This window comes from Robertmurraya sp. (assembly GCF_036676585.1).
GTDB lineage: Bacteria > Bacillota > Bacilli > Bacillales > Cytobacillaceae > Robertmurraya_A.
In genome coordinates, this window is the sequence record NZ_JAKFCQ010000187.1 from 1 (window position 1) to 26,617 (window position 26,617).

Below are 26,617 nucleotides of genomic sequence, written 5' to 3' on the forward strand. Positions count from 1 at the left end.
TTCAAAACAAATAGGTAATCCTAAAAATGTTGAAAATTAGAAGAAAATGCTGAACAAAAAATATTGACTTTTATTTTTAAACACTGTTATAATTTATTATTTTGTTTGACTATACAGTGTAAATGTGTTATACTTTACATAGTGAGGTGGACCGAATGGCAAAAACTTTGGTTGATATTAAAAAAGCTCTTGATTCAAATTTAGGAAAAAGACTTTTACTCAAGGCCAATGGTGGTCGAAGAAAGACTATTGAAAGATACGGAATTCTTGCAGAAACGTATCCATCTGTGTTTGTAATTGAGTTAGATCAAGAAGAAAATGCTTTCGAACGTGTATCATACAGCTATGCAGACGTTTTAACAGAGACGGTTCAAATTACATTCTATGAAGATACAACAGGACAAATGGCACTAAGTTAAGGTTGTCCTTATCGTGTAAGCAGTGAACTATGGTTTGCTGCTTTTTAATTTGTTTTTTATTTTATATTTTCTTTTAAAAACTATACGTAAATTTAATCAATTTTTTCTCTAAAAGCTAATGAATTTCTAACCACTTCAACATAATAAGAGTGTCGTGATGAAGAAAGGGGATGTTAATCGTGAGCAGAAGAAGAGGGATGATGTCAGAAGGGTTTAAAGAGGAACTAGCAAAGGAGCTAGGGTTCTATGATGTCGTTCAAAAAGAAGGTTGGGGCGGCATTAAAGCGAAAGACGCTGGCAACATGGTCAAGCGTACGATTGAAATAGCGCAACAGCAATTAACGGAAAAGCGCTAAAAGCAGCAACCTTTTTACTTCATGCGAGAGTTAACTAACAATTCGAATTCATTGCGACAGAAGCCGGAGAAAACAGATTCTCCGGCTTTTTTGTGTGGAGAGGTCTTACTTTTATCGTTTTGTGGTAAAATAGGACAAAAATGGACTAGAGAGAATGTTTAAAGTAGGTGGAGATGTTGAAGCTTTTAATAAAAGCTCCTGCAAAGATCAATTTATCGTTAGATGTATTACATAAACGATCGGATGGGTTTCATGAAGTAGAAATGATCATGACAACGATAGACCTTGCTGATCGAGTCGAATTAACCTTTTTAGAAGAGGATACCATTCGCATTAATTCTCAAAATCGGTTTGTTCCAGATGATCAAAGAAATCTAGCCTTTCAAGCAGCAAAGTTGTTGAAAGAAAGATTTCAAGTGAAATCTGGAGTTCATATTTCTATTGAGAAAAATATACCTGTTGCGGCAGGATTAGCTGGTGGAAGCAGTGATGCAGCGGCAACCTTAAGAGGATTAAACAAGCTTTGGAAACTGAACTTATCGTTGGACGAGCTTGCAGAGTTAGGTTCTGAGATTGGGTCGGATGTGTCCTTTTGTGTTTACGGTGGAACGGCGTTAGCAAAAGGACGTGGAGAAAAGATTACACAACTTCCTCCACCTCCTACTTGTTGGGTAGTTTTAGCAAAGCCCTTTATCGGTGTTTCAACAGCAGATGTGTATAGAAGGCTTGAATTAAGTGGAATAAGTCATCCAAACCTTCCTGCAATGGTCGAGGCGATTAAGGAAGGAAGCTTTGAAGGTGTTTGTGACAATGTTGGAAATGTGTTAGAGGAAGTCACTTTGAAGCTCTATCCAGAGGTTGCTCAAATCAAGGATCAAATGCAACGATTTGGTGCCGATGCGGTGTTGATGAGTGGAAGTGGTCCAACTGTTTTTGCCCTTGTTCATCATGATTCAAGAATGCATCGATTGTATAATGGGCTGAGAGGATTTTGTGACCAGGTTTTTGCTGTACGCATGCTAGGAGAACGCCATACCCTTGATTAAATCCGTACATTAATGGTATATTATCGTTAAAACATTCGGATATGGGAGGTCTATTATGAAGTTTCGTCGAAGCGAAAGGTTAGTAGATATGACGAATTATTTGCTTGAGCACCCCCAGCAATTAGTTTCACTATCTTTCTTTTCAGAAAGGTATGGTTCCGCTAAATCATCCATAAGTGAAGATTTAGCAATCATAAAAGAGACTTTTGAGAAAAGAGGAATCGGAACGCTGAAAACGGTTCCTGGAGCATCTGGTGGTGTGAAGTTTACCGTAAAAGTATCAGATGAGGAAGCTAGGCCAATTATTAACGAATTATGCGGTCTTATAGCCGATCCTGATCGGCTGCTACCAGGTGGATATCTTTATATGACAGATATATTAGGAGATCCAGCGATTGTTCAAAAGGCTGGTCGCTTGCTTGCTTCTGCTTTTACAGAAGAGAAGATTGATCTTGTTATGACAGTTGCAACAAAGGGAATTCCTTTGGCTTATGCAGTAGCAAGTCATTTAAATGTGCCAGTTGTTATCGTGCGCAGAGATAATAAAGTAACGGAAGGTTCAACCGTAAGTATTAATTACGTGTCTGGATCAACAGGAAGAATTCAAACGATGGTTCTGTCAAAACGCAGCATGGAGCAAGGAGCTAACGTTTTAATTGTTGATGATTTTATGAAAGCAGGCGGAACGGTTAACGGAATGATTAGTATGTTGAATGAGTTTAATGCTAATTTAGCTGGAATTGCCGTACTGGTGGAAGCGGAAAAAATTGAAGAGAGACTAGTGGATGATTATTTATCCTTAGTAAAGCTTTCGGATGTAGATGTAAAAGAAAAGCAAATTCAAGTGAATGAAGGAAATTATTTTTTACATAAACAGGAGGAATTAGTATGAAAGTAGTTCAAACAAATGAAGCACCTGCAGCTATCGGGCCATATTCTCAAGGTATCGTTGTAAACAATATGTTTTATAGCTCTGGTCAGATTCCTTTAACTGCCGAGGGTGATTTACTTCAAGGAGACGTAAAAGAACAAACGCATCAAGTATTTAAAAACCTAAAGGCCGTCCTAAAGGAAGCAGGCGCAACGCTCGAAACAGTAGTAAAGGCAACTGTATTTATTAAAAACATGGATGAATTTGCTGCAGTAAATGAAGTGTATGGTGAATATTTTTCTGTACATAAACCAGCTCGTTCTTGTGTGGAAGTAGCAAGATTGCCGAAGGATGTATTAGTAGAAATCGAAGTAATTGCACTCGTCAAATAAGACGAGTGTTTTTTATTTTCATCTGGATTCTTAATAAATTACAAAAAGTTCACGATTTTGACTAATTTTTCAAAAAAAATTGAATTAGAGGGAGGAGATATGAAAAATTTGTTGAATATTTAAACGTAGATTATATCTAATTGTGCAAAGGTGGTGAACAGGATGGAAGTAACAGACGTAAGATTACGCCGCGTTAATACAGACGGACGTATGAGAGCAATCGCATCCATTACGCTTGATAATGAGTTTGTTGTTCACGATATCCGCGTGATAGACGGAAATAACGGATTATTCGTTGCTATGCCTAGTAAACGCACACCAGATGGAGAGTTCCGCGATATAGCTCATCCGATCAATTCAGGTACACGTGGGAAGATTCAAGAAGCAGTTTTAGCTGAGTACCACCGTTTAGGTGAATTAGAAGTTGAATTTGAAGAAGCCGGTGCTTCCTAAAAAAATAAACAACAAGGGCCTACTTCCTAAGGGTAAGGCTCTTTTTTATGCTTCTGAACCCATTTTTCCTCTCCAACATACAACTACCCATAAATATAAACGCTTAAACCTTTCATAATGTTAAAATCATGCAGTTTTTTATCTGTTCTTGAAATATACGTGTATTTAAGATATATTCTTAATGGATAAAAAGGTATATTGGAGGCCTGTAAATGTCGAATCGGTATGCGGTAGTATTAGCCGCAGGTCAAGGAACTAGGATGAAATCAAAACTGTACAAAGTTCTCCATCCTGTTGGTGGTAAGCCTATGGTGCAACATGTAATCGATCATGTGAAAAAGCTTAATATAAACAGCATTGTAACAGTTATTGGACACGGAGCGGAACTTGTAAAAGCACAGCTGGGCGAAGAGAGCAGCTACGTGCTTCAAGAGCAACAGCTTGGAACAGCACATGCTGTTATGCAAGCAACGGATATACTAAAGGATAAAGAAGGCATTACCATTGTCGTATGTGGCGACACTCCTTTAATTAAGGCAACGACGATGGAAGCATTGTTTAAGCATCATGAAGAGACATCTGCTAAAGCAACGATATTAACAGCATGGACAAATGATCCGACAGGCTATGGACGTATTATTAGAAATGAAGATGGATCGGTTGAAAAAATTGTTGAGCATAAAGATGCAACGAATGAAGAACGCTTAGTAAAAGAGATTAATACGGGAACGTATTGCTTTGATAATAAAGCCCTCTTTGACGCCCTATCAAAGGTTTCAAATGATAATGTCCAAGGGGAGTACTATTTACCAGATGTCATTGAAATTCTAAAAAATGCTGGCGAAATAGTTACAGCTTATCAAACAGAAGATTTTGAAGAAACATTGGGCGTTAATGACCGTGTAGCATTAGCTGAAGCGGAGCGTATCTTTAAAGAGCGTACTAATGAGTGGCATATGCGTAACGGTGTTACTATAATTGATCCTTCAAGTACATATATTGGTCCGGATGTAGAAATTGGTCAAGACACCATTCTTTACCCAGGAACGATATTAGCTGGTGGAACAGTTATTGGAGAGGATTGTATTATTGGTCCTCAAACTGAAATTCACAATTGTAAAATTGGCAAAGGAACGGCTATCCGTCAGTCAGCAGCTTACGATAGTGAAATTGGTAATGAGGTTGCCATTGGTCCTTTTGCGCACATAAGACCTCAATCGAATATTCATGATGATGTGAAAATTGGCAACTTTGTTGAAATCAAGAAAGCTGTATTCGGCAAAGGAAGTAAGGCTTCCCATCTTAGCTATATTGGAGATGCTGAAGTTGGTAGCAATGTAAACATTGGTTGTGGATCGATTACGGTGAACTATGATGGGAAAAATAAGTACTTAACAAAAATCGAAGACAATGTATTTATAGGTTGTAATTCAAACCTTGTAGCTCCAGTTAGAGTAGGAGAAGGAGCGTACGTAGCAGCTGGGTCAACTATTACTCAAGATGTCCCAGGAGAAGCACTTGCTATAGCTAGAGCAAAACAAGTAAACAAAGAAGATTATGTTTCAAAATTAAATAGCAAAAAGAAATAAGTATTCGGAGGTCCATCATGTCAAATCAGTATTTAGATCCAAATTTAAAGGTGTTTACTCTTAATTCCAATCCTGCGCTAGCAGCAGAAATTGCAAAGGTCATTGGTGTGGAGTTAGGAAAATGTTCGGTTACTCGTTTTAGCGATGGGGAAATCCAAATCAATATTGAAGAAAGTATCCGTGGCTGTGATGTGTTTATTATCCAATCCACAAGCTCACCGGTTAATGAGCATTTGATGGAGTTATTGATTATGATTGATGCTCTTAAAAGAGCATCTGCGAAATCAATTGGTATCGTAATGCCTTATTACGGGTATGCACGTCAAGACCGTAAAGCTAGAGCACGTGAGCCAATTACAGCTAAACTGGCAGCTAATTTACTTGAAACAGCAGGAGCTACTCGTGTAATTACGTTGGATCTACATGCACCACAAATCCAAGGTTTCTTTGATATTCCGATTGATCACCTTATGGGTGTTCCAATTCTATCTCAATACTTTAGCAAGAAGGATCTAAGTGGTGACATCGTTATTGTTTCACCTGATCATGGTGGAGTAACGAGAGCTCGTAAAATGGCAGAAAGACTTAAGGCACCAATTGCAATTATTGATAAGCGTCGACCTAGACCAAATGTTGCTGAGGTAATGAATATTGTTGGTAATATCGAAGGAAAGACAGCTATTTTAATTGACGATATTATTGATACAGCTGGAACGATTACTCTTGCTGCTAATGCACTTGTTGAAAATGGTGCGGCTGAAGTGTACGCATGCTGTACACATGCAGTACTATCTGGTCCTGCGATTGAAAGAATTGAAAACTCAAAAATTAAAGAGCTTGTTGTAACAAACTCGATTGCGTTATCTGAAGAGAAAAAAGCGTCTAAGAAGATCAAGGAACTTTCCGTTGCTGAGCTTTTAGGAGAGGCTATTATCCGTGTTCACGAAGAACAATCTGTAAGTATTCTGTTTGATTAATAAAATTCTGAGGCTTGCTATTAGTGCAAGCCTTATCTGTTTAGGTTAAATAAAAAATTTCTACGTTTAGACTTTCCTGTTTAAGGGCATTTTTTATAAAGAGACCTTAATATTGGAAGGAGAAAACGATTTTGACTACCCAATTACATGCACAGGAACGTGAGGATTTCCGTCAATCCACTTTGTCAATTATGCGTCACGAAGGACAAGTGCCAGCAGTTGTTTATGGCACTAATGTAGATAGCAAAGCACTATATATAAATGCTAGCGATTTCCTGAAAACGATTCGAGAAGTGGGAAGAAATGGTGTGATTTCTCTTGATCTTGATGGAGAAACATACGATGTTATTTTATCGGATTATCAAATGGATCCAATAAAGAAGGAAATACTACACGCTGATTTTCTAGCTGTGGATATGTCAAAAGAAATACAAGTAAATGTTCGTGTTACACTTGTAGGTGAGGCTGCAGGTGTGAAAGATGGTGGCGTTCTCCAACAGCCTTTACATGAAGTAAGCATTACAGCCACACCAGCGGATATTCCTCAAGTTATTGAGGTTGATGTTAGCAATCTACAAGTTGGTGAGACGATGTCTATCGCGGATATTCAAGGACGTACGTCCTACCATATTAACAATGAAGATGAAGAGACCATCGTGTCTATCCTCCCTCCTAGACAAGAAGAGGAAATTAGTACTGGTGAAGAACAAGAACCAGGAATTCCTGAAAATCTAGAAGGAAGAGAGACAGAGGCTGTCGAATAATTAAACATAACAAAGCAATCACTACAGGGACTGACCATATTTGTTTGGCCAGTTCCTTTTGATGTTGTAAGAGGTGAAACATGAAACTATTTATCGGTTTAGGCAACCCTGGAAAACAGTATGATCAAACAAGACATAATGTAGGGTTTGAAGTGATTGATCATTTATCCAATGAATGGAATATTAAGCTTGATCAATCAAAATTTAAAGGGATCTATGGTGTTGGTTATGTAAATGGGGAAAAAGTTTTTCTATTAAAGCCATTAACTTATATGAATTTGTCTGGAGAGTCTATTCGTCCGTTAATGGATTATTTTAATATTTCTATTGAAGATATCGTTGTTATATATGATGATCTAGACTTACCAGTAGGGAAGCTACGTTTAAGAGAGAAAGGCAGTGCTGGTGGTCATAATGGCATAAAGTCCTCCATCGCTCATCTAGGAACACAAGAGTTTAAACGCATACGTGTGGGAGTTGGAAGGCCAACAAATGGGATGAGTATAAGTGATTATGTTCTTAGTAGATTTACGAAGGAAGAGCAAGAAACAATGAACCTTATAGTGAAAAAATGCGGGGAAGCATGCATAGATTGGCTAATGGACCCTTTCTTGCAGGTAATGAACCGTTACAATCAATAATCATAGGAAAAAATGAATCTTCGGTTATCATTGTTGCACGGATTACATATCGTATATAAGTAATGAATGAATAAAGTCTGTCCTAAAAGGTCAATACTAAGCTTAATGAATTGTTTACTAGGAGGGACAGGCATGGCCATTCATTACCATTGCCGACACTGCGGACATACAATGGGCACCATTGAACAAACTACTTTAGAGTCTGAAAGATTAGGGCTTCACAAGCTGAATGGTGAAGAGCGACTTGATATGGTAAGTTATGATACAGAAGGAAATATGCATATTAAATCGATTTGTGAGGATTGTCAGGAGTTGCTAGAAAGAAATCCAGACTTTCATGAACAAGACTATCTAATTCAGTAAAACGCTTTGGAGAAACATCCAAAGCATTTTTCTGTTTTTATATTACATACATGTGTAGGTATTGGGAGGAGGGCATATATGTTAGCAATTAAGCAACTTTTCAGTGAACTAGATGATACAAAATCCGTCCTTTCTGGAATTGAAGAAGGTATTACTGAACAGCTAATTGCGGGGCTATCTGGTTCTGCAAGAACAGTATTTTTGGCTTCTATATATGAGCGTATGAGAAAGCCGATGCTAATCGTTACTCATAATCTGTTACAAGCGCAAAAGCTATACGATGATTTAATCCAATTGGTTGAGGTAGATGAGGTCTTTCTATATCCAGCTAATGAACTAATAGCAGCCGAGATGAGTATTGCTAGTCCAGAATTAAAGGCCCAGAGAATAGAGGCTTTGAATTATTTAAGCAGCAATGCAGGTGGAATTATTATTGCTCCTATTGCTGGAGTTAGGAAATATCTTCCGCCACTTGAACTTTGGAAATCCAAACAATATACGATTTCCCTAGGGCAGGATATTGAGCTAGGTGAGCTCAGTCTTCAGCTTGTGAAAATGGGATATGCAAGATCTGAAATGGTTGCAGCACCTGGTGAGTTTAGTGTACGTGGGGGGATTTTAGATATTTATCCGCTTACGGAAGCGGACCCGATTCGGGTAGAGTTTTTTGATACAGAAGTAGATTCTATTCGCACGTTCTCATTGGAAGATCAACGCTCAAAGGATAAGCTGTCTACTGTTTTTATTGGACCAGCTACGGAATCTCCACTAGATGATTCTCATTTTCCAATAATTGCTCAACGGCTTGAAGAGCATCTAGCAAAGAGTTTGAAAAAGTTGAAGGATGAGAAAGTAAAAACCTTACTGTCTCAACATATAGGCTACGAAATCGAACAACTAAAGAATGGTCAAAGGCCAGAGCAGTTATTTAAGTATTTATCATTCGCCTATGAAAAGTCTAACAGTCTATTAGACTATTTGCCGAAAAACGGTCTTATTTTTGTAGATGAAATTAGTAGAGTTCAGGAAATGAGCGATTCGTTGGATAAAGAGGAAGCAGAATGGTATACAAGCCTTCTAGGTGAAGGAAAGATTGTTCATGATATTCCTGTGTCTCACCATCTGAATGGAATGCTACAAAAATCAAAAAAATCAATTGTATATATGTCACTTTTCCTAAGACATGTTCCCAATACGAACCCTCAAAACATTATTAATGTCACTTGTAAGCAAATGCAGAATTTCCATGGACAGATGAATGTGTTAAAAGGGGAAATTGAGCGTTGGAAAAAAGGGAAGTACTCCGTCATTTTTTTAGGAGAAGATAGTGAGAAAAGTAAGAAACTAGAAAGAGTATTAGAAGACTATGAAATCGAAGCAGTTGTTGCGAACCAAAAGCAGGATATTTTAAAAGGAAAAGTCCAAATTATGCAAGGTGGACTACAAACCGGCTTCGAATTACCTATACAGAAAATTGTTGTGATTACAGAGGAAGAGCTTTTTAATAAGCGTTCCAAAAAAACAACAAGAAGGCAAAAGTTATCAAATGCTGAGAGGATAAAGAGTTACTCAGAATTAAAAGTGGGCGACTATGTTGTTCACGTGAATCATGGGATAGGGAAGTATCTTGGTATAGAAACGCTCGTCATAAACGGAGTGCATAAGGATTATTTACACATTCGCTATCAAGGAACCGATAAATTATATGTTCCTGTAGAGCAAATTGATTTGGTTCAAAAATATGTGGGATCTGAAGGCAAGGAGCCGAAAATATATAAGCTTGGTGGGAATGATTGGAAACGTGTGAAAACGAAGGTTCAGTCATCTGTTCAAGATATTGCTGATGATCTTATTAAGCTTTATGCAGAAAGAGAAGCTTCTGTCGGTTATGCCTTCAGTCCTGATGGAGATATGCAGAGAGAGTTTGAATCAGTATTTCCATACCAAGAGACAGAGGATCAATTGCGTTCTATCCAGGAAATTAAAAAAGATATGGAAAGAGAACGTCCGATGGATCGATTGCTGTGTGGGGATGTGGGTTACGGGAAAACAGAGGTTGCCATTCGTGCTGCATTTAAAGCAATTGCAGATGGGAAGCAGGTTGCTTTGCTCGTCCCAACTACGATCTTAGCTCAGCAGCACTATGAGACCATGAGGGAGCGTTTTCAAGATTATCCAATCAATATTGGTCTATTAAGTCGGTTTAGAAGCAGAAAGCAGCAGAATGAGACCATTAATGGTCTAAAGACAGGTACGGTAGATGTGGTGGTAGGAACTCATCGAATTCTTTCTAAAGACATTACGTATCGCGATTTAGGACTGTTGATTATTGATGAAGAACAGCGTTTTGGAGTCACACATAAAGAAAAGATTAAGCAGTTAAAAACAAATGTGGATGTGCTCACATTAACGGCTACTCCGATACCGAGAACTCTTCATATGTCGATGCTAGGAGTAAGGGATTTATCGGTAATTGAGACTCCTCCAGAGAACCGTTTCCCAGTTCAGACCTATGTGATGGAGTATAACGGTGGACTGGTAAAAGAATCGATTGAAAGGGAGTTAGCACGTGGTGGGCAAGTTTATTTCCTTTATAATCGTGTGGAGGATATTGAAAGGAAAGCAGAAGAAATCAGAGCGCTTGTTCCAGATGCACGTGTGACGTACGCGCATGGGAAAATGACGGAGAATGAGCTTGAGTCTGTTATGCTTGGTTTTTTAGAAGGAGAATCGGATGTACTTGTTAGTACGACCATTATTGAAACGGGTGTAGATATTCCTAATGTAAATACATTGATTGTATTTGATGCTGACCGTATGGGTCTTTCTCAGTTGTATCAGCTAAGAGGACGTGTAGGACGATCCAACCGGGTGGCATACGCGTACTTTACCTATAGAAAGGATAAGGTTTTAACAGAAGTTGCAGAAAAAAGACTTCAGGCCATTAAAGAATTTACTGAGCTTGGGTCTGGTTTCAAAATAGCAATGCGAGACTTATCTATTCGTGGAGCTGGAAATCTATTAGGTGCAGAGCAGCATGGATTTATTGATTCTGTCGGATTTGACCTATATTCTCAAATGCTTAAGGAGGCAATAGAGGAAAGAAAAGTTGGTATCGATAAAGAGGTTGTTATAAAGCCTGTAGAGATTGATGTGGAAGTAGATGCATATATACCAGACACATTCATTCGTGATGGTAATCAAAAAATTGAAATGTATAAGCGGTTCCGTGGACTATTAACTCTTGAAGATGTACAAGAGCTTCAAGAAGAGATGATTGATCGGTTCGGTGAATTCCCTGATGAAGTTGCTTACTTGTTCCAATTATCCGAGTTAAAGGTCTATGCAAGAATGGCTGGTGTAGAGACAATTAAGCAAAATAAAAATGAAATTAACATTATTGTCTCTGAAGAGGATAGTTCTCAAATAGATGGTCAAAAAATATTTGAGGTAAGCAGTCAATTTGGCCGTATGGTTGGACTTGGAATGGACGGTAGTAAATTAAAGATGGTTCTTCATATTAAGGGAGTTGGGTTAGACCAGTGGCTAGACGCTGCTTTCAAGATGATGAAAGGTCTTCATAATGCAAGGAAGGATCTAGGAAGTATTGTCTCTTAAGAGATAAATAGCATAGTAAAATGTTTAATTGGAATGGTAAGGGGTAAGTAAAAAATAAATTGTATTATTTATCCATCGTTGTCAATTTTAACATTTTAGAGAAAAAACTATGTAAGTGTATAGAACTTTCCATATGAAAGATACTAAGTTCAAACAATGGCAATCATTTCACAACGTAGAGAGATGGATGCCAATCGTTTAAATCATCAGATGAAAGTGAGGCAACGTTGGATGAAAGCAACTGGTATTGTTCGTCGAATCGATGATTTGGGTCGTGTCGTCATTCCTAAAGAAATCCGTAGAACTCTTCGAATTCGTGAGGGAGACCCGTTAGAAATTTTCGTAGACCGCGATGGAGAGGTGATCTTAAAGAAGTATTCTCCAATCAGCGAGTTAAGTGACTTTGCAAAGGAATATGCAGAGGCTCTATACGATAGCCTAGGAAATCCAATCTTAATTTGCGACAGAGATGCTTACATAGCTGTTGCGGGTAGCTCAAAGAAGGACTATTTAAATAAGAATATTAGTGATCTTGTTGAAAAAACAATGGAAGACAGAACGTCGGTCATTATTACACAACAGGGTGAAGTCGCATTAATCGATGGAATTGATGAAACCATTTCTTCATACACCGTGGGTCCGATTATTGCAAACGGTGATCCTATCGGTGCTGTCATCATCTTCTCGAAAGAATCCACTATCGGTGAAGTAGAGCGTAAAGCTGTAGAAACAGCCGCTGGATTCCTTGCTAGACAAATGGAATCATAAGTAAGGATTAAAAGGAAAAAGAGGTAGCAATCAGCTACCTCTTTTTCCGTCTTATCATGTATGCATGTCTCCGATGTGCTATAATAACTCCGAATTACATAAATTGGGGGTGAGGGTGATTAAACCCCATAAAGAGTCACATACCATACTAAAGGGAACCTTACTTCTTACTGTTTCTGCACTTATTATCAAAGTGCTAAGTGCGTTTTATCGAATTCCCTTCCAAAACCTAGTTGGGGACGTAGGATTTTATATCTATCAACAAGCCTATCCCTTCTACGGAATGGCATTGGTGTTATGTACATACGGCTTTCCTGTTATTATATCTAAACTTTATATCGAAAAAATGAGTGTAAAAGACGTTCAAGGAGCAAAGAAGCTAATTGTAACCTCCTCTTTTCTTTTATCTTTGATTGGAGTCATCCTATTTGTAGCTTTATTTTACGGTGCTCCTTATATAGCCTCTTTTATGCAAGACCCACATATTGCACTTCTTTTAAAGGCAATTTCATTTATCTTTCTTTTATTCCCGGTTCTATCCATTTTGAGAGGGGTTTTCCAGGGAAGTGGTGATATGAAGCCAACGGCAATATCACAAGTAAGTGAACAATTTGTAAGAGTCAGTACCATTTTAATGGTTGCCTTCTACTTGAGGAACGAGGATCTTTATACAGTGGGAGCAGGAGCAATGTTCGGTTCCATTGTTGGAGGGCTAGTAGCAGTGTCCGTATTGCTTTTCTATTTAAAAAAAAGGCAAAAGTATCTCCCGGTGTTTTTCCAAAAGGCATCCATTCCATCATGGTCTGAAGCAAAGGGACTAATAAAATTACTTTGTATTCAAGGATTTGCTATTAGTGTAAGTAGTATGCTTCTCTTATTTATTCAACTGGCAGATTCTCTAAACCTGTATTCATTATTATTAAAAATGATGACAAACGAACATGCTGCAAAGGAAATTAAGGGAATATATGACCGAGGAGTTCCGCTTATTCAACTCGGAACGGTAGTAGCTACATCGATGTCCTTATCGCTTGTACCAATCATCTCTAGTGAAAAAGTGAAAAAGAATATGAGGGTGCTACATGATCGAATTCGTTTGTCTTTGCTTATTAGTATAATGGTTGGATTCGGAGCAAGTATTGGGCTTCTTTCCATTATTGAGCCGGCCAATATCTTTTTATTTCAGAATAGCGAAGGGTCATCCATTCTTGCTATGCAAAGTACCATCATTCTTTTAAGTTCACTTATTATCACTTTATGTGCGGTACTTCAAGGACTGGGGAAAATCGTATTTCCTGCGATAACGATTGTTCTTGGATGTTTGTTTAAGTACTTATTTAATATGTATTTCGTGCCCCTATTTGGAGCTTACGGTGCGGTTTTTGCTTCCGTCTTATCACTTGTTATCATCAGCATCCTTTTGTTTATGGTCCTCCTAACAAGGGTAAAGGGAGAGATTATAAAAGGGAAAGAGTTAATAAAGGTTGCAGTGGCTGCTTTAATCATGTTTTTGGTATTAAAAGGGTACCAGTGGCTGATTGATCATTTCCTGAATGAACCGAATCGATTTGAGGCTGGTTTAGAAGCAATGGTTGGTGTCATATTAGGTGGACTAAGCTATTTAATTGTTATATTAAGATTATATACATTTAAAGAGAGTGAATTGAGTTTATTGCCTCTTGGAAGTAAACTAATACAATTACTTCCGAAAAAAAATAGGAGTTGATGAATTTGAATAAAATCCAAATCGTTGGTCTTGGTGCAGGTAATATGGATCAGCTGCCACTTGGCATATATAAAATTTTAAAACATAGCGAGAGAGTGCATCTTCGAACGAAAGAACATCCTGTAGTGGATGAGTTAGTTAGAGAAGAAGATTTTCAGTTTACTTCATATGATCATATATACGAAGCAAAAGACACATTTGATGAGGTATATGAGTCTATATGTGATGATCTTATCTCAAGAGCCAATGTGGAGTCATTAGTTTATGCTGTTCCTGGACATCCATTGGTTGCCGAACGTACGGTTCAAATCCTGTTAGAAAGAGCGAATGAGCTACAGGTAGAGATTGAGGTTGTTGGAGGTCAAAGTTTTTTAGATCCCTTGTTTCAGGCAGTAAAAATCGACCCAATTGAGGGATTCCAACTATTAGATGGGACAAATCTGAAACGTGATGATATTTATATGAGTCAGCATCTGATTATTGGGCAGGTATATGACACTTTTATTGCCTCAGAAGTGAAACTAACATTAATGGAAAAATACCCTTTTGATCATGATGTGGCCATTGTAACAGCAGCAGGTACTTCTAAAGAACTGGTCAAAAAGGTTCCGCTGCATGAGCTTGACCGTGAAGTGACATTAAATAACTTAACCTCAGTTTATGTACCACCTGTTCAAAAAGAAGAGTTATCTTATAAAGAGTTTTCTAAACTTCGAAATATTATTGCTGAACTTCGTGGACCAAATGGCTGTCCTTGGGATAAAAAGCAAACACATCAATCCTTAAAAAAGTATCTTATCGAAGAGTCTTATGAGTTAATTGAAGCAATAGATGAAGAAGATATTGACCACATGATTGAAGAGCTAGGAGACGTACTACTTCAAGTAATGCTACATGCTCAAATTGGAGAGGATGAAGGATATTTCTCTATTGATGAAGTAATTGAGGGAATATCGGCTAAGATGGTTAGAAGGCATCCGCATGTATTTGGTGATGTTACCGCCGAAACGGCTGACGAAGTTTTGAAAAATTGGCAAGAGATTAAAGTGGAAGAGAAAGGGGAACAAAAAGTTTCTATTCTTGATGGTGTAGGTACACATTTACCTAACTTAATACGTGCTTATGAATTGCAAAAAAAAGCTGCAAAAGTTGGCTTTGATTGGGAAAATGTATTGCATGCATGGGAAAAGGTAAAAGAGGAACTAATAGAGTTTGAGGAAGAACTCGCCAAGGAGACGCATACAGACGACTTACAGAAGGAATTGGGAGATATCTTGTTCGCTCTGGTCAATATTGCTCGGTTCTTACAAATTCAGCCTGAAGAGGCTTTGTTTCAAACAAATCAAAAATTCTTGCGGCGCTTTGCCTTTATTGAGGATAAGGTACTTGCTAGTGGGAAAAGCTTTGATGAATTTACGTTAGAAGAGCTTGATCAGTTCTGGAATGAGGCAAAAAAAGAAGAACGATGAGGAGGAGTTTTATATGAGATTAGATAAATTTTTAAAAGTCTCACGTCTTATAAAAAGAAGAACACTTGCGAAAGAGGTTAGTGACCAAGGGAGAATTACGATAAATGGCCAACAAGCAAAAGCGAGCTCAACCGTAAAAGTAGGAGATGAGCTGGCTGTCCGATTTGGACAAAAGATCGTAACGGTAAAAATCGAAAAGCTTCAAGAAACTTCTCGAAAAGAGGAAGCGGCAGACATGTACAGTCTTGTTAAGGAAGAGAAGGTCGAAGAAGCCGTTGAATAGCTAGCTAGAAGAGGAATCGTATACTTATGTTTCTGTTCTAATTGAATCATCCCCTTCATACATATGTACAAAAGGTTGTACAAAGTGATTGTGAGGGATGAGAGAATGAGCCAATATTATGACACAAATACTTCAAAGGGATCTACGGTACCAGATCATGATGTCATCATGAGAGGGCGTAGACTTTTAGACATCACAGGTGTAAAACAAGTTGAAAGTTTTGATAATGAAGAGTTTCTGCTTGAAACCGTAATGGGCTTTCTTGCTATTAAGGGTCAGAATCTGCAGATGAAAAACCTAGATGTTGATAAAGGGATTGTATCAATTAAAGGAAAAGTTTTTGATCTTGTGTATTTAGATGATCAGCATGGGGAGAAGGCTAAAGGTTTCTTTAGCAAGCTATTCCGATGACGCTTACCACACAATTTTTAACAATGATTTCCATGGCCGCCATGGGAAGCTATCTAGGTGCTGCAATTGATACGTATAATCGGTTCTTATTTCGATCAAAAAGAAAGTCTTGGCTTGTATTTTTAAACGACATATTCTTTTGGATTCTACAGGGTTTGATTTTTTTCTACGTTTTATTTGTTATTAACCAAGGAGAATTAAGGTTTTATATTTTCTTGGCCATTCTCTGTGGGTTTGCTGCTTACCAAAGTCTCTTAAAGCGTGGGTACGCAAGAGTTTTAGAGATTATCATAACCATGATAATCTCTATTTATCGGTATGCTGTTAAAATATTTCTGATGCTTATTTATAGGCCAATTGTCTCTCTCTTGCTAGGTTGTGTAAGTCTAGTTACGATTATAGGAAAAGGACTTTTCGTGCTTGTGAAGTGGACAATCCAGGTCATTTGGACGATAATTAAGCTTGTATTTACCCCTGTCAAATGGCTCTTGATATTATTTTGGAATTTATTGCCGAAACATATTAAAAAAACCGTCGAGAAGTTATATAATAAGTTAGCAGGATATTATCAGGGAATAAAGAATACCATTAATAACGTTCTTTCTAGATGGAGAAAGGACAAAGAGTAAGGAGGGAACGCCGAGGTGAGTGTTGTCAGAAAACGCAATATAACAAAAATACCGTCACAATACGTGGAGCATCAGGAAATGGCAGTGATTCAAAATGCAAGAAAAAGAACTCTGCTTATGAGAAGGCTAACCGTTCTTATTGTAATCGTAGGATTAGCAGCATACTTTATTGTATCTACACTCCTAAGGCAATCCGCGACTCTAGAGGCAATGAAGGAAGAAAAGCAAAAGGCGGACCAGGAACTAGTCGCCTTAAAAAAGGATGAAACCATCCTTAAAGAGGAAATCATTAAGCTAAATGATGAAGAATATATCGCTAAATTAGCAAGAAAGGATTTCTTTCTTTCCAATAGTAACGAGATAATTTTCAACCTCCCAGAGGAAAAAAAAGACAAGGAAAAATGAACCGGTAACTCGGCTTATTGACACGCTTTTTTTCCTTTCTGTATAATATATATAAAGTATGATTTTTTATATTCTTAAGGAGGAACATTCTTTTTATGTCAATCGAAGTAGGCAGCAAGTTACAAGGAAAGGTAACAGGCATTACTAATTTTGGAGCTTTTGTAGAGCTACCGGAAGGATCAACAGGTCTTGTTCACATTAGTGAAGTTGCAGATAATTATGTTAAAGACATTAACGACCATCTAAAAGTTGGTGACCAAGTTGAAGTAAAAGTTATCAATGTTGAGAAAGATGGAAAGATCGGTTTATCAATTAAAAAAGCTGTAGATCGACCTGAGAGACCTGAGAGACCTGAACGTAGCTCTCGTCCAGAAAGATCGGAAAGACCACCATATCGTGGTGGCGGAAATGATTCAAGAGGAGCAGGACGTCCGCGTCAAGGGAAAGCAAATGATAGAATGCCTGCTAAAGAGAACTTTGAGTCTAAAATGGCTCGTTTCTTAAAAGATAGTGAAGATCGACTGTCTTCTCTTAAGCGTAATACAGAATCTAAGCGCGGTGGAAGAGGAGCTAGAAGAGGGTAACTTGCTGCTTATACATTAATAAATATGAAGGCAAGCCGAAAAACGGCTTGCCTTTTTGTATGGATTTCATCATTTTCTATAAAAATGACTATTTTTATTCCTTTAATTTCTACAAAAACCCCTTTCTTTTTGGAAGGGGTTTTTGCTTCCGAAGTTATGAATATAGTTCCGAATGCGATGAAATTTATAGAATCTTGTCACGTTATTGAATAAGTTTTGAATTAATCCAAGAATTACGTCGAAGAAAAATTGGAATATGTTGAGTAATTATGACAAAATTTTGAACTTATGTTTTTTATAATGCTTGCAACGAAACAAAAATGGGGTGTAAAAATTATGGAAAAGGTAGAAAGGAATATTATTGATCCTGTCGGTGAAGTCAATTTTAATAAACATAAGATCGAGTTCGGAAATATGTTGGACAAGCTACAAGCAAAATTAGAGACGTTTTTCGTAAAGAAAGGAATTCTTCTACTACTCATCGGATTTTTGCTTGGACGAGCCCTTATATTGTCTAAACTAACGCCTTTTGCCCTTCCTTTTTTTGCGGCTGTCTATTTCGTGAAAAAGGACAAAGCTCCTCTTGCTTTAATCGGACTAGTAGCTGGTGCAGCAACCCTTTCAATTGTGAATTCCGCATTTGCATTTTGCACAGCTTTCCTCTTTCTATTTGCCTTTCGATTAACAAAAAGATGGCTAAAAACAGAAGTTCGTGCAATCCCCTTTTATGTATTCTTCACTTTGGGTATTAGTGAGATTGGAAAAAGCTATCTAACAACAGGCAATGTATCACTTTACGATGGAATGATGGCAGGGGTTGAGGCCAGCCTTGGCTTCATACTCACCCTGATTTTCCTTCAGAGTATCCCTCTTCTTTCAATAAGTAAAAGAAGACAAACTTTAAAAACCGAAGAAATCGTATGTCTTATTATTATGCTTGCATCTATTATGACAGGAACCATTGGTTGGTCATTGTATGATTTATCTATTGAACATATTATGTCAAGGTATTTAGTATTGGTATTCTCCTTTGTTGCAGGGGCAACCGTAGGTTCTACTGTCGGAGTTGTGACGGGATTAATATTCAGTCTGGCGAACATTACTAGTTTCTATCATATGAGTTTATTAGCCTTTTCGGGGCTGTTAGGAGGGCTTTTAAAAGAAGGAAAAAAAGTAGGGGTAGCCGTTGGGCTATTAATAGCAACTTTATTGATTGGTATGTACGGAGAGGGTGGTGGCTCTCTTTACAAAACCGTCTTAGAAACATCTGCTGCGATTCTGTTATTTTTCCTGACACCTCAAGCACTAACATCTAAACTAGCCAAGCATATCCCTGGAACACCTGAGTATTCTGCTGAGCAACAGCAGTATATGAGAAAAATGAGGGATGTAACTGCACAAAGAGTGGAACAATTCTCTTCTGTCTTTCAAGCTCTGTCAGACAGTTTTTCATCATTAGATGAAAGTGGAGAAATAGACAAAGATAGGGAACTTGACTTTTTCCTTGGAAACGTAACAGAAAAGACCTGTCAAACTTGCTTTAAAAAGGAAAATTGCTGGTCCAGAAACTTTAATACAACTTATGAATATATGAAGGATATTATGAATGAAATGGATCACAACTCTGGTGTTGTGCCATTAAAGCTTTCACGAGACTGGGAGAAACATTGCACAAAGTCCAAAAAGGTAGTTGATGCAATTCAACAGGAGCTAACCTTCTATCAAGCGAATCAAAAGCTGAAGAAACAAGTGCAGGAAAGTAGAAGGCTTGTAGCTGACCAACTTCTGGGTGTTTCAACAGTAATGGGGAACTTTGCAAAGGAGATTCAAAGGGAAAGAGATAATCATTATAAGCAAGAAGAGCTTATTCTAGAAGCATTACGAGAGTATGGTGTTCATATTGAACATGTTGAGATCTACAGCCTTGAACAAGGAAATGTTGATATAGATATAACCATTCCATATTGCAATGGACATGGAGAGTGTGAAAAGCTCATAGCACCTATGCTTTCAGACATATTAGGGGAAAACATTGTTGTAAATGCAGAAGAGTGTGCCTCCTATCCAAATGGCTATTGTCATGTAACGTTCCGTTCGGCGAAAGCTTTTACAATTGACACAGGGGTTGCCCATGCGGCAAAAGATGGGGGCTTTGTATCAGGTGATAGTTATTCAACGATTGAGCTTGGTGGTGGTAAGCACGCTGTTGCCATTAGCGATGGAATGGGAAATGGGGAAAGAGCCCATATCGAAAGCCAGGAAACTCTTCAACTTCTACAGAAAATTCTACAATCAGGGATAGAGGAGAAGGTGGCTATTAAGTCAGTCAATTCCGTCTTATCTCTGCGTACAACGGATGAAATTTTCTCGACCTTAGATTTAGCAATGATTGATCTTCAAAATGCCGCAGTAAAATTCTTGAAAATTGGTTCAACACCTAGTTTTATTAAGAGGGGTAATGCGGTTATTAAAGTCCAAGCGAGTAATCTCCCGATGGGTATTATTCAGGAGTTTGATGTGGATGTGGTAAGTGAACAGTTAAAGGCTGGTGATCTCCTTATCATGATGAGTGATGGAGTGTTTGAAGGGCCTAAGCATGTAGAGAACTACGAACTATGGATGAAACGAAAAATCGGAGAGTTAGTAACAGATGATCCACAAGAGGTGGCGGATTTAATTATGGAAGAGGTGATTCGCTCTCGTTCTGGGCATATTGAGGATGATATGACAGTCGTTGTTTCAAAGATTAAACATAATACTCCGAAGTGGTCTTCTATACCGATTAATAAATATCGACAAAAAGCAAACTAGTTATTTTATACAGTAAAGAGAAAATATATGTATATTTCCTCTCCAACTAGTCGAAAATGTTATCAACATTTAGACGTGGAGGGGAATCGAATGAAAGCTGGCACATTAAAACAAATTCTTTTGATAACTGATGGATGCTCAAACCAAGGAGAGGACCCAATTGCTGTTTCAGCTCTAGCAAAAGAACAAGGGATCACTGTGAATGTTATAGGAGTGATGGAACAGGATGTTATTGATGATCAAGGATTAAGAGAAATTGAGAATATCGCATTATCTGGTGGGGGAGTAAGCCAAGTAGTCTATGCACAGCAGCTTTCTCAAACCGTACAAATGGTTACAAGAAAGGCAATGACACAAACCCTTCAAGGAGTGGTAAACAAGGAATTACAGCAAATCCTAGGTGGTTCACAGACTGTAGAGGACCTACCTCCTGAAAAACGAGGCGAAGTAATGGAGGTTGTCGATGAGCTTGGAGAAAAGGTAGAGCTAGAAGTGTTGATTCTTGTCGATACAAGCGCAAGTATGAAACATAAGCTTCCAACGGTTAAAGAGGCTTTATTAGATCTATCGTTAAGCCTTAATGCTAGGTCAGGTGACAATCATTTTTCCGTTTTTGTATTTCCCGGGAAAAAGAATGATGTCGAAAAATTGCTAGATTGGACCCCGAGATTAGAATCATTAACTAGTATTTTCTCAAAACTTACAACAGGAGGAATTACACCTACTGGTCCCGCACTTCGTGAAGCACTGTCATCCTTTAAGAAAAAACGTTCGTTAAGGAGCCTACTTTCTCGTGATGATGAACAATACTTTGAAGAATCTGTCTAATATAACAGCAGGAACAATTGTTGAAGGGAAATGGCATAAGAATAGATATGTAATTGTCAAGGAGCTTGGGTATGGAGCAAACGGAATTGTTTATCTTGCTCAATACTTAAATCAGTATGTAGCATTAAAGTTGAGTCATAATGGCATGTCAATTACTTCTGAGGTCAATGTCCTCAAATCCTTTGCGAAGGTCCAAGGGTCAACCCTAGGGCCTTCTTTGGTTGATGTGGATGATTGGATAAGGCCGTCAGGAAAGGTATCCTTTTATGCAATGGAATATATTAAAGGGCCAGATTTTTTAACGTTTATACAACAGAAGGGGTCAGTATGGATTGAAGTTCTCGTGCTGCAGTTACTCTCCGATCTCCATTTATTGCATATCAATGGGTGGACTTTTGGTGACTTAAAGCCAGAAAATTTAATCGTTACAGGACCACCATCGAAAATTCGTTGTATTGATGTTGGAGGTACAACCATTCAAGGTAGAGCAATCAAGGAATTCACTGAGTTTTATGATAGGGGATATTGGGGACTTGGTTCAAGAAAAGCAGATCCAGCTTACGATTTGTTTGCAGTTGCCATGATTATGATCAATACAGCCTACCCCAAACGGTTCCAGAAAACTTCAGGTGGTCTTAATCAGCTACAGGTGATGATTAGACAAAAGTCTGAATTACTAAAATTTGAGCAAGTGATCATTCATGCCCTTCAAGGGAAATACCAAACAGCTATGGACATGAGAAAAGCAATAATTGAAGGCAATCATGCTCCTGCTCAGCCCAATACACCCAAGGCTGCAAATGTACAATCACAAAAGCAACGCTCCAAACCAGCTGTGCAGCAGCAAAGAAGTCAGGTGCAAAATCAAACGGGTCAAAGTCGTCAAATCATTGTAAAAAAGAAAAAGAAAAGGCATGCGCTAGAAACCATGCTCATTGTAACAACACTGTCCTTTCTTTATTTCCTTTATATATATGGACAGTTATAAAAAAGTGATAAATTAATCCCTTAGTTTTTGAAGGAATGTATAGAACATGGTAAGCTAATGATAAGACAATGAAGTAAGGAAGAATCTCATGCTTGAACAGAAAGTAGAAGCTTTTCTAACACGAAAACAAATAAACTTAATGGGAGCTAGCATTTTAGTAGGTGTATCGGGAGGCCCAGATTCCCTCGCACTTCTACATTTCCTATGGAGACGTCAAGAGCGGTACCAACTAAAACTTTTTGTTGCACATGTCGATCATATGTTTAGAGGAGGTGAGTCCGAGCGTGAAGCAAGGTTTGTTCAGTCCTTTTGTGAAGAAAGGAACATTCCTGTAACGGTTCGTTCTATAAATGTACCATTGTACATAGAAGAAACAGGGTTAAGCTCCCAGGTAGCTGCTAGAGAATGCAGATACTCTTTTTTTCAAGAAACGATGAGAAGGGAAAACCTTCGCTATTTGATGCTCGGACATCACGGGGATGACCAAATGGAAACGGTAATTATGAGGTTAACAAGAGGAAGTTCAGGAAAAGCTAGAGTCGGTATTCCTTTTTCAAGACCATTTGATAGTGGGACACTTCTAAGACCTTTTCTTTGCGTCTCTAAACAAGAAATAGAAGAATACTGCCAAAGGAATATGCTAGATCCAAGAAGAGACCCTAGTAATAAAAGTGACAAATATAGTAGAAATCGATTTCGCCACACCATCCTTCCTTTTTTGAAAGCTGAAAACCCTAGGGTACATGAGCATTTTCAAAGGTTTAGTGAGGAAATGGAAGAATCAGAGCGATTTTTGGAGGGCCTGGCAAACCAGCAATTAACAAAGGTCATGAAATTTCAAAGTGACGAAAAAATTGTTGTTGACATTCAAACACTATGCTCAATGCCAATGCCTTTACAAAGAAGAGTGATTAAACTAATATTAAACTATCTTTATAAGCATCAACCAGCTTCCCTTTCTGCTGTTCATATTGAACAGATCTTTTCTCTTATCAACAATCCTCAGCCCTCCGGTGTAATTGATTTACCTGAAAAATTAAAGGTGAATCGTTCGTATGGAGAGTTGCAATTGGAATTTCAACATTCCCTACCAAAGGATGTATCCTTTGAGATTGAATTAACGGTTGGAAAAACATTATTACCAACAGGGGATTTCATTACTTGGGAATATGTTGATAAAGAAATAGAATATACTAACATTAATCAGCTTCTACTTCCTTTAACCTACAGTAATCTTCCGCTGAAGGTCAGAACAAGGAGAGAGGGAGACCGAATGAGAGTGAAAGGGATGAAAGGAACAAAAAAGATTAAAGATATCTTTATTGATCTGAAGCTACCCATTATTGAGAGAAATAGGTGGCCTATTGTTACAGACTCAAATGATCATATCATTTGGATTCCCGGAATAAAGAAATCAGATACATCTTCTTTCGTTCAAGCTGATGAAAAGAAATACATACTTTTACAATATAACAAGCAATGATCTTCTAGGGGGCACAAGCAAATCATGATGAAAAATGACATTGAAAAAGTTTTATTTTCTGAAGAAGAAATTCAGGAGAAAATCAAGGAGTTGGGGGCAAAACTATCACAAGATTATAGTGATAAGTTTCCGTTAGCAATTGGCGTACTTAAGGGTGCGATGCCTTTTATGGCAGACCTTTTAAAACGAATGGATACATACCTTGAAATGGATTTTATGGATGTGTCAAGTTACGGGAATTCAACAGTCTCTTCTGGTGAAGTGAAAATTTTGAAGGATTTAGATACTTCAGTAGAGGGTAGAGATATATTAATAATCGAAGACATCATTGATAGTGGGTTAACACTTAGCTATCTTGTTGAGCTTTTCCGTTACCGTAAAGCAAAGTCAATTAATATTGTCACTTTATTAGATAAACCAACTGGTCGTAAGGCTGATATAGCGGCAGATTATGTTGGATTTATCGTTCCTGATGAGTTTGTCGTAGGTTATGGTCTCGATTATGCAGAGAAATACCGTAATTTACCTTACATTGGGGTTTTAAAGCCGGAAGTTTATACGACAAATAACGAGTAAGCGTACGACAAAAGAATTAGTATAGTATGCATATTACATAGGCATATTCATATACTGGAACAATTTTCTATGTTACTATTTACTATAGTTTGGTTACCCGTGGGAGGAGGTAAGGGATGAATCGGATTTTTCGTAATACCATCTTTTATTTATTAATTTTTCTAGTGATTATTGGTGTGGTTAGCTTTTTTAATGGTAATAATGAACCAACCGAAAATATATCTTATAGTAAATTCGTAGACCATCTTGAAGCTAAGCAGGTGGAGTCCATCTCAGTACAGCCAGAAAGAGGAGTTTATGAAGTTCGTGGGACACTTGAAGGTGCTGAAGAAGGAAAATCATTTATTACTTATGTATGGAACAGTGAAAGTCTATTACAAAGGATTGAGCAGGCAGACCCTACTGTGGATGTGCTTCCAGCGAAGGAAACAAGTGGTTGGGTAACTTTCTTTACTTCTATTATTCCGTTTGTCATTATCTTTATTTTGTTCTTCTTCCTTTTAAATCAGGCACAAGGCGGTGGAAGCCGTGTCATGAATTTTGGAAAGAGCAAGGCGAAGCTTTACAATGACGACAAGAAGAAGGTTCGTTTCAAAGATGTAGCTGGTGCTGATGAAGAGAAGCAAGAGCTCGTTGAAGTTGTTGAATTTTTAAAGGATCCTCGTAAATTTGCAGAATTAGGTGCGCGTATTCCAAAAGGGGTACTTTTGGTAGGACCTCCAGGTACCGGTAAAACACTATTAGCCCGTGCGGCCGCTGGTGAAGCGGGTGTGCCGTTCTTCTCAATCAGTGGATCTGACTTTGTTGAGATGTTTGTTGGGGTAGGGGCATCGCGTGTACGTGACTTATTCGAAAATGCAAAGAAGAATGCACCTTGTATTATCTTTATTGACGAAATTGATGCAGTTGGACGTCAGCGTGGTGCCGGTCTTGGCGGTGGACACGATGAGCGTGAACAAACGCTAAATCAATTGCTTGTAGAGATGGATGGGTTCGGAGCGAACGAAGGAATCATTATTGTTGCTGCAACAAACCGTCCGGATATTCTAGACCCTGCCTTGCTTCGTCCTGGACGTTTTGACCGTCAAATTACTGTTGATCGTCCGGATGTTAAAGGCCGTGAAGCGGTATTAAAAGTACATGCACGAAACAAACCGCTTGATGAATCAGTAAACTTAAAAGCTATTGCAGCTCGTACTCCAGGGTTTTCTGGAGCAGATCTTGAAAACTTATTGAATGAAGCAGCATTAGTTGCAGCTCGACGAAGTAAGAAAAAAGTTGATATGACAGATATTGATGAAGCGACAGACCGTGTCATTGCGGGACCTGCGAAAAAGAGCCGCGTCATATCTAAGAAAGAACGCAATATTGTTGCTTTCCATGAAGCAGGCCATACAGTTATTGGTGTGGTGTTAGAGGAAGCAGAAATGGTGCATAAGGTAACGATTGTCCCTCGTGGGCAAGCAGGTGGTTATGCGGTAATGCTTCCAAAAGAAGATCGTTACTTCATGACAAAACCTGAGTTGCTTGATAAAATTGTTGGCTTACTTGGAGGACGTGTTGCTGAGGAAATCGTCTTCGGTGAAGTAAGTACAGGAGCGCATAATGACTTCCAACGTGCAACAGGCATTGCCCGCCGAATGGTTACGGAATTCGGAATGAGTGATAAGTTAGGTCCATTACAATTTGGTCAAACTTCTGGTGGTCAAGTGTTCTTAGGGCGAGACATTCATAATGAACAAAACTATTCAGATAAGATTGCGTATGAAATCGATTTAGAGATCCAAACCATTATTAAAGAGTGTTACGCTAAAGCGAAAAAGGTTCTTACTGAAAATCGAGATAAACTTGATTTGATAGCAAATACACTTCTTGAAGTAGAAACTCTAGATGCTGAGCAAATTAAGCACCTAGTTGAAAAAGGAACACTTCCTGATCGACCATCTAGTGATGAAGGTGTAACTACAAATCCTACAACATCAGTGGTAGATGATGTGAAAGTGAACATCGGTGGTAAGAAGGAAGAAGAATCGTCATTAGATGAGCCATCTTCAAATGAAAGCACACTACCTGATTTAAGAAGTAAAAAAGAATAATAAATCTTAAGAGGTACTCTTTTACTGAGTGCCTCTTTTCTATGCTTGCGTTGGATAGTTATGGTATGATG

General features: G+C 38.2%; 26 protein-coding genes. All 26 read left to right on the plus strand.

The genetic code is table 11. The features are described 5' to 3' along the window. The first annotated feature begins 155 nt into the window (after positions 1-155). The 26 genes from veg to ftsH all read left to right on the plus strand — a co-directional run bounded on the left by veg (position 156) and on the right by ftsH (position 26,546). The gene (gene veg, locus ACGLXV_RS23120; RefSeq protein ID WP_066059266.1) at positions 156-419 is read left to right on the plus strand and encodes a biofilm formation stimulator Veg; all 264 of its coding nucleotides are present in this window, start codon (positions 156-158) and stop codon (positions 417-419) included. A gap of 179 nt (positions 420-598) precedes the next feature. Next, positions 599-775 (plus strand): small, acid-soluble spore protein, alpha/beta type, encoded by a 177-nt coding sequence (locus tag ACGLXV_RS23125; protein ID WP_391560484.1) that lies wholly within the window; start codon positions 599-601, stop codon positions 773-775. A gap of 176 nt (positions 776-951) precedes the next feature. Beyond that, a complete protein-coding gene (gene ispE / locus ACGLXV_RS23130) occupies positions 952-1,821 on the plus strand; it encodes a 4-(cytidine 5'-diphospho)-2-C-methyl-D-erythritol kinase (RefSeq protein ID WP_391560498.1) in 870 nt (289 codons plus the stop codon). A 55-nt stretch (positions 1,822-1,876) separates the two neighbouring features. Next, positions 1,877-2,713 carry a pur operon repressor gene (gene purR, locus ACGLXV_RS23135; RefSeq protein ID WP_119706208.1) on the plus strand — a complete coding sequence of 279 codons (837 nt, stop codon included), beginning with the start codon at positions 1,877-1,879 and terminating at the stop codon, positions 2,711-2,713. Beyond that, positions 2,710-3,084, plus strand: a complete 375-nt coding sequence (locus ACGLXV_RS23140; protein ID WP_119706209.1) for a RidA family protein — start codon at positions 2,710-2,712, stop codon at positions 3,082-3,084. Before purR ends, ACGLXV_RS23140 begins: the two co-directional genes overlap by 4 nt. A gap of 162 nt (positions 3,085-3,246) precedes the next feature. After that, the gene (spoVG, locus tag ACGLXV_RS23145) at positions 3,247-3,537 is read left to right on the plus strand and encodes a septation regulator SpoVG (RefSeq protein ID WP_003347151.1); all 291 of its coding nucleotides are present in this window, start codon (positions 3,247-3,249) and stop codon (positions 3,535-3,537) included. A gap of 212 nt (positions 3,538-3,749) precedes the next feature. Next, on the plus strand, positions 3,750-5,126 hold the full coding sequence (glmU, locus tag ACGLXV_RS23150; protein ID WP_119706210.1) for a bifunctional UDP-N-acetylglucosamine diphosphorylase/glucosamine-1-phosphate N-acetyltransferase GlmU: 1,377 nt from the start codon (positions 3,750-3,752) through the stop codon (positions 5,124-5,126). Positions 5,127-5,143: 17 nt separating this feature from the next. Then, on the plus strand, positions 5,144-6,103 hold the full coding sequence (locus ACGLXV_RS23155) for a ribose-phosphate diphosphokinase (RefSeq protein ID WP_119706211.1): 960 nt from the start codon (positions 5,144-5,146) through the stop codon (positions 6,101-6,103). Positions 6,104-6,234: 131 nt separating this feature from the next. Further along, a complete protein-coding gene (locus tag ACGLXV_RS23160; RefSeq protein WP_119706212.1) occupies positions 6,235-6,867 on the plus strand; it encodes a 50S ribosomal protein L25/general stress protein Ctc in 633 nt (210 codons plus the stop codon). A gap of 80 nt (positions 6,868-6,947) precedes the next feature. Next, positions 6,948-7,508: an aminoacyl-tRNA hydrolase gene (gene pth / locus ACGLXV_RS23165; RefSeq protein WP_391560485.1), complete on the plus strand. Its 561-nt coding sequence runs from the start codon at positions 6,948-6,950 to the stop codon at positions 7,506-7,508. A gap of 132 nt (positions 7,509-7,640) precedes the next feature. Then, a complete protein-coding gene (gene fin / locus ACGLXV_RS23170) occupies positions 7,641-7,871 on the plus strand; it encodes an anti-sigma-F factor Fin (protein WP_119706214.1) in 231 nt (76 codons plus the stop codon). A gap of 78 nt (positions 7,872-7,949) precedes the next feature. After that, positions 7,950-11,489: a transcription-repair coupling factor gene (mfd, locus tag ACGLXV_RS23175; RefSeq protein WP_119706215.1), complete on the plus strand. Its 3,540-nt coding sequence runs from the start codon at positions 7,950-7,952 to the stop codon at positions 11,487-11,489. Positions 11,490-11,720: 231 nt separating this feature from the next. Continuing rightward, on the plus strand, positions 11,721-12,257 hold the full coding sequence (gene spoVT, locus ACGLXV_RS23180; protein WP_119706216.1) for a stage V sporulation protein T: 537 nt from the start codon (positions 11,721-11,723) through the stop codon (positions 12,255-12,257). 115 nt (positions 12,258-12,372) lie between these two features. Next, on the plus strand, positions 12,373-13,983 hold the full coding sequence (locus ACGLXV_RS23185; RefSeq protein ID WP_391560486.1) for a putative polysaccharide biosynthesis protein: 1,611 nt from the start codon (positions 12,373-12,375) through the stop codon (positions 13,981-13,983). Continuing rightward, positions 13,983-15,452, plus strand: a complete 1,470-nt coding sequence (gene yabN, locus ACGLXV_RS23190) for a bifunctional methyltransferase/pyrophosphohydrolase YabN (RefSeq protein WP_119706217.1) — start codon at positions 13,983-13,985, stop codon at positions 15,450-15,452. The genes ACGLXV_RS23185 and yabN overlap by 1 nt, the downstream gene beginning before the upstream one ends. Positions 15,453-15,465: 13 nt before the next feature. Further along, a complete protein-coding gene (locus tag ACGLXV_RS23195) occupies positions 15,466-15,735 on the plus strand; it encodes an RNA-binding S4 domain-containing protein (protein WP_119706218.1) in 270 nt (89 codons plus the stop codon). Between the two features lie 105 nt (positions 15,736-15,840). Then, a complete protein-coding gene (gene yabP / locus ACGLXV_RS23200) occupies positions 15,841-16,146 on the plus strand; it encodes a sporulation protein YabP (protein WP_119706219.1) in 306 nt (101 codons plus the stop codon). Then, complete coding sequence (gene yabQ / locus ACGLXV_RS23205) at positions 16,143-16,775, plus strand: spore cortex biosynthesis protein YabQ (protein ID WP_119706220.1); 633 nt, start codon at positions 16,143-16,145, stop codon at positions 16,773-16,775. The genes yabP and yabQ overlap by 4 nt, the downstream gene beginning before the upstream one ends. A gap of 15 nt (positions 16,776-16,790) precedes the next feature. After that, on the plus strand, positions 16,791-17,180 hold the full coding sequence (locus tag ACGLXV_RS23210) for an FtsB family cell division protein (protein WP_119706221.1): 390 nt from the start codon (positions 16,791-16,793) through the stop codon (positions 17,178-17,180). A 95-nt stretch (positions 17,181-17,275) separates the two neighbouring features. After that, positions 17,276-17,764, plus strand: coding sequence for a S1 domain-containing RNA-binding protein (locus tag ACGLXV_RS23215; RefSeq protein ID WP_119706222.1), 489 nt, complete (start codon positions 17,276-17,278; stop codon positions 17,762-17,764). Between the two features lie 336 nt (positions 17,765-18,100). Next, the gene (spoIIE, locus tag ACGLXV_RS23220; RefSeq protein WP_391560487.1) at positions 18,101-20,575 is read left to right on the plus strand and encodes a stage II sporulation protein E; all 2,475 of its coding nucleotides are present in this window, start codon (positions 18,101-18,103) and stop codon (positions 20,573-20,575) included. A 27-nt stretch (positions 20,576-20,602) separates the two neighbouring features. Beyond that, entirely contained in the window at positions 20,603-21,403 is an 801-nt protein-coding gene (locus ACGLXV_RS23225; RefSeq protein WP_391560488.1) for a vWA domain-containing protein, read from the plus strand. Continuing rightward, positions 21,372-22,391: a protein kinase domain-containing protein gene (locus tag ACGLXV_RS23230; RefSeq protein WP_391560489.1), complete on the plus strand. Its 1,020-nt coding sequence runs from the start codon at positions 21,372-21,374 to the stop codon at positions 22,389-22,391. The genes ACGLXV_RS23225 and ACGLXV_RS23230 overlap by 32 nt, the downstream gene beginning before the upstream one ends. Before the next feature lie 88 nt (positions 22,392-22,479). Then, positions 22,480-23,874: a tRNA lysidine(34) synthetase TilS gene (tilS, locus tag ACGLXV_RS23235; RefSeq protein WP_391560490.1), complete on the plus strand. Its 1,395-nt coding sequence runs from the start codon at positions 22,480-22,482 to the stop codon at positions 23,872-23,874. A gap of 24 nt (positions 23,875-23,898) precedes the next feature. Then, complete coding sequence (gene hpt, locus ACGLXV_RS23240) at positions 23,899-24,450, plus strand: hypoxanthine phosphoribosyltransferase (RefSeq protein ID WP_066059203.1); 552 nt, start codon at positions 23,899-23,901, stop codon at positions 24,448-24,450. Between the two features lie 116 nt (positions 24,451-24,566). After that, the gene (ftsH, locus tag ACGLXV_RS23245) at positions 24,567-26,546 is read left to right on the plus strand and encodes an ATP-dependent zinc metalloprotease FtsH (protein ID WP_391560491.1); all 1,980 of its coding nucleotides are present in this window, start codon (positions 24,567-24,569) and stop codon (positions 26,544-26,546) included. Positions 26,547-26,617 lie beyond the last annotated feature (71 nt).

What these genes read in the sequence shown, in the direction of transcription:
- hpt (WP_066059203.1), top strand. Translation starts at nt 23,899, where the DNA reads ATGATGAAAAATGACATTGAAAAAGTTTTATTTTCTGAAGAAGAAATT.
- mfd (WP_119706215.1), top strand. Translation starts at nt 7,950, where the DNA reads ATGTTAGCAATTAAGCAACTTTTCAGTGAACTAGATGATACAAAATCC.
- veg (WP_066059266.1), top strand. Translation starts at nt 156, where the DNA reads ATGGCAAAAACTTTGGTTGATATTAAAAAAGCTCTTGATTCAAATTTA.
- pth (WP_391560485.1), top strand. Translation starts at nt 6,948, where the DNA reads ATGAAACTATTTATCGGTTTAGGCAACCCTGGAAAACAGTATGATCAA.
- glmU (WP_119706210.1), top strand. Translation starts at nt 3,750, where the DNA reads ATGTCGAATCGGTATGCGGTAGTATTAGCCGCAGGTCAAGGAACTAGG.
- ACGLXV_RS23225 (WP_391560488.1), top strand. Translation starts at nt 20,603, where the DNA reads ATGTATATTTCCTCTCCAACTAGTCGAAAATGTTATCAACATTTAGAC.
- spoIIE (WP_391560487.1), top strand. Translation starts at nt 18,101, where the DNA reads ATGGAAAAGGTAGAAAGGAATATTATTGATCCTGTCGGTGAAGTCAAT.
- yabP (WP_119706219.1), top strand. Translation starts at nt 15,841, where the DNA reads ATGAGCCAATATTATGACACAAATACTTCAAAGGGATCTACGGTACCA.
- yabN (WP_119706217.1), top strand. Translation starts at nt 13,983, where the DNA reads ATGAATTTGAATAAAATCCAAATCGTTGGTCTTGGTGCAGGTAATATG.
- yabQ (WP_119706220.1), top strand. Translation starts at nt 16,143, where the DNA reads ATGACGCTTACCACACAATTTTTAACAATGATTTCCATGGCCGCCATG.
- ACGLXV_RS23215 (WP_119706222.1), top strand. Translation starts at nt 17,276, where the DNA reads ATGTCAATCGAAGTAGGCAGCAAGTTACAAGGAAAGGTAACAGGCATT.
- ACGLXV_RS23195 (WP_119706218.1), top strand. Translation starts at nt 15,466, where the DNA reads ATGAGATTAGATAAATTTTTAAAAGTCTCACGTCTTATAAAAAGAAGA.
- ftsH (WP_391560491.1), top strand. Translation starts at nt 24,567, where the DNA reads ATGAATCGGATTTTTCGTAATACCATCTTTTATTTATTAATTTTTCTA.
- fin (WP_119706214.1), top strand. Translation starts at nt 7,641, where the DNA reads ATGGCCATTCATTACCATTGCCGACACTGCGGACATACAATGGGCACC.
- spoVT (WP_119706216.1), top strand. Translation starts at nt 11,721, where the DNA reads ATGAAAGCAACTGGTATTGTTCGTCGAATCGATGATTTGGGTCGTGTC.
- tilS (WP_391560490.1), top strand. Translation starts at nt 22,480, where the DNA reads ATGCTTGAACAGAAAGTAGAAGCTTTTCTAACACGAAAACAAATAAAC.
- ACGLXV_RS23140 (WP_119706209.1), top strand. Translation starts at nt 2,710, where the DNA reads ATGAAAGTAGTTCAAACAAATGAAGCACCTGCAGCTATCGGGCCATAT.
- ACGLXV_RS23155 (WP_119706211.1), top strand. Translation starts at nt 5,144, where the DNA reads ATGTCAAATCAGTATTTAGATCCAAATTTAAAGGTGTTTACTCTTAAT.
- ACGLXV_RS23230 (WP_391560489.1), top strand. Translation starts at nt 21,372, where the DNA reads ATGATGAACAATACTTTGAAGAATCTGTCTAATATAACAGCAGGAACA.
- spoVG (WP_003347151.1), top strand. Translation starts at nt 3,247, where the DNA reads ATGGAAGTAACAGACGTAAGATTACGCCGCGTTAATACAGACGGACGT.
- purR (WP_119706208.1), top strand. Translation starts at nt 1,877, where the DNA reads ATGAAGTTTCGTCGAAGCGAAAGGTTAGTAGATATGACGAATTATTTG.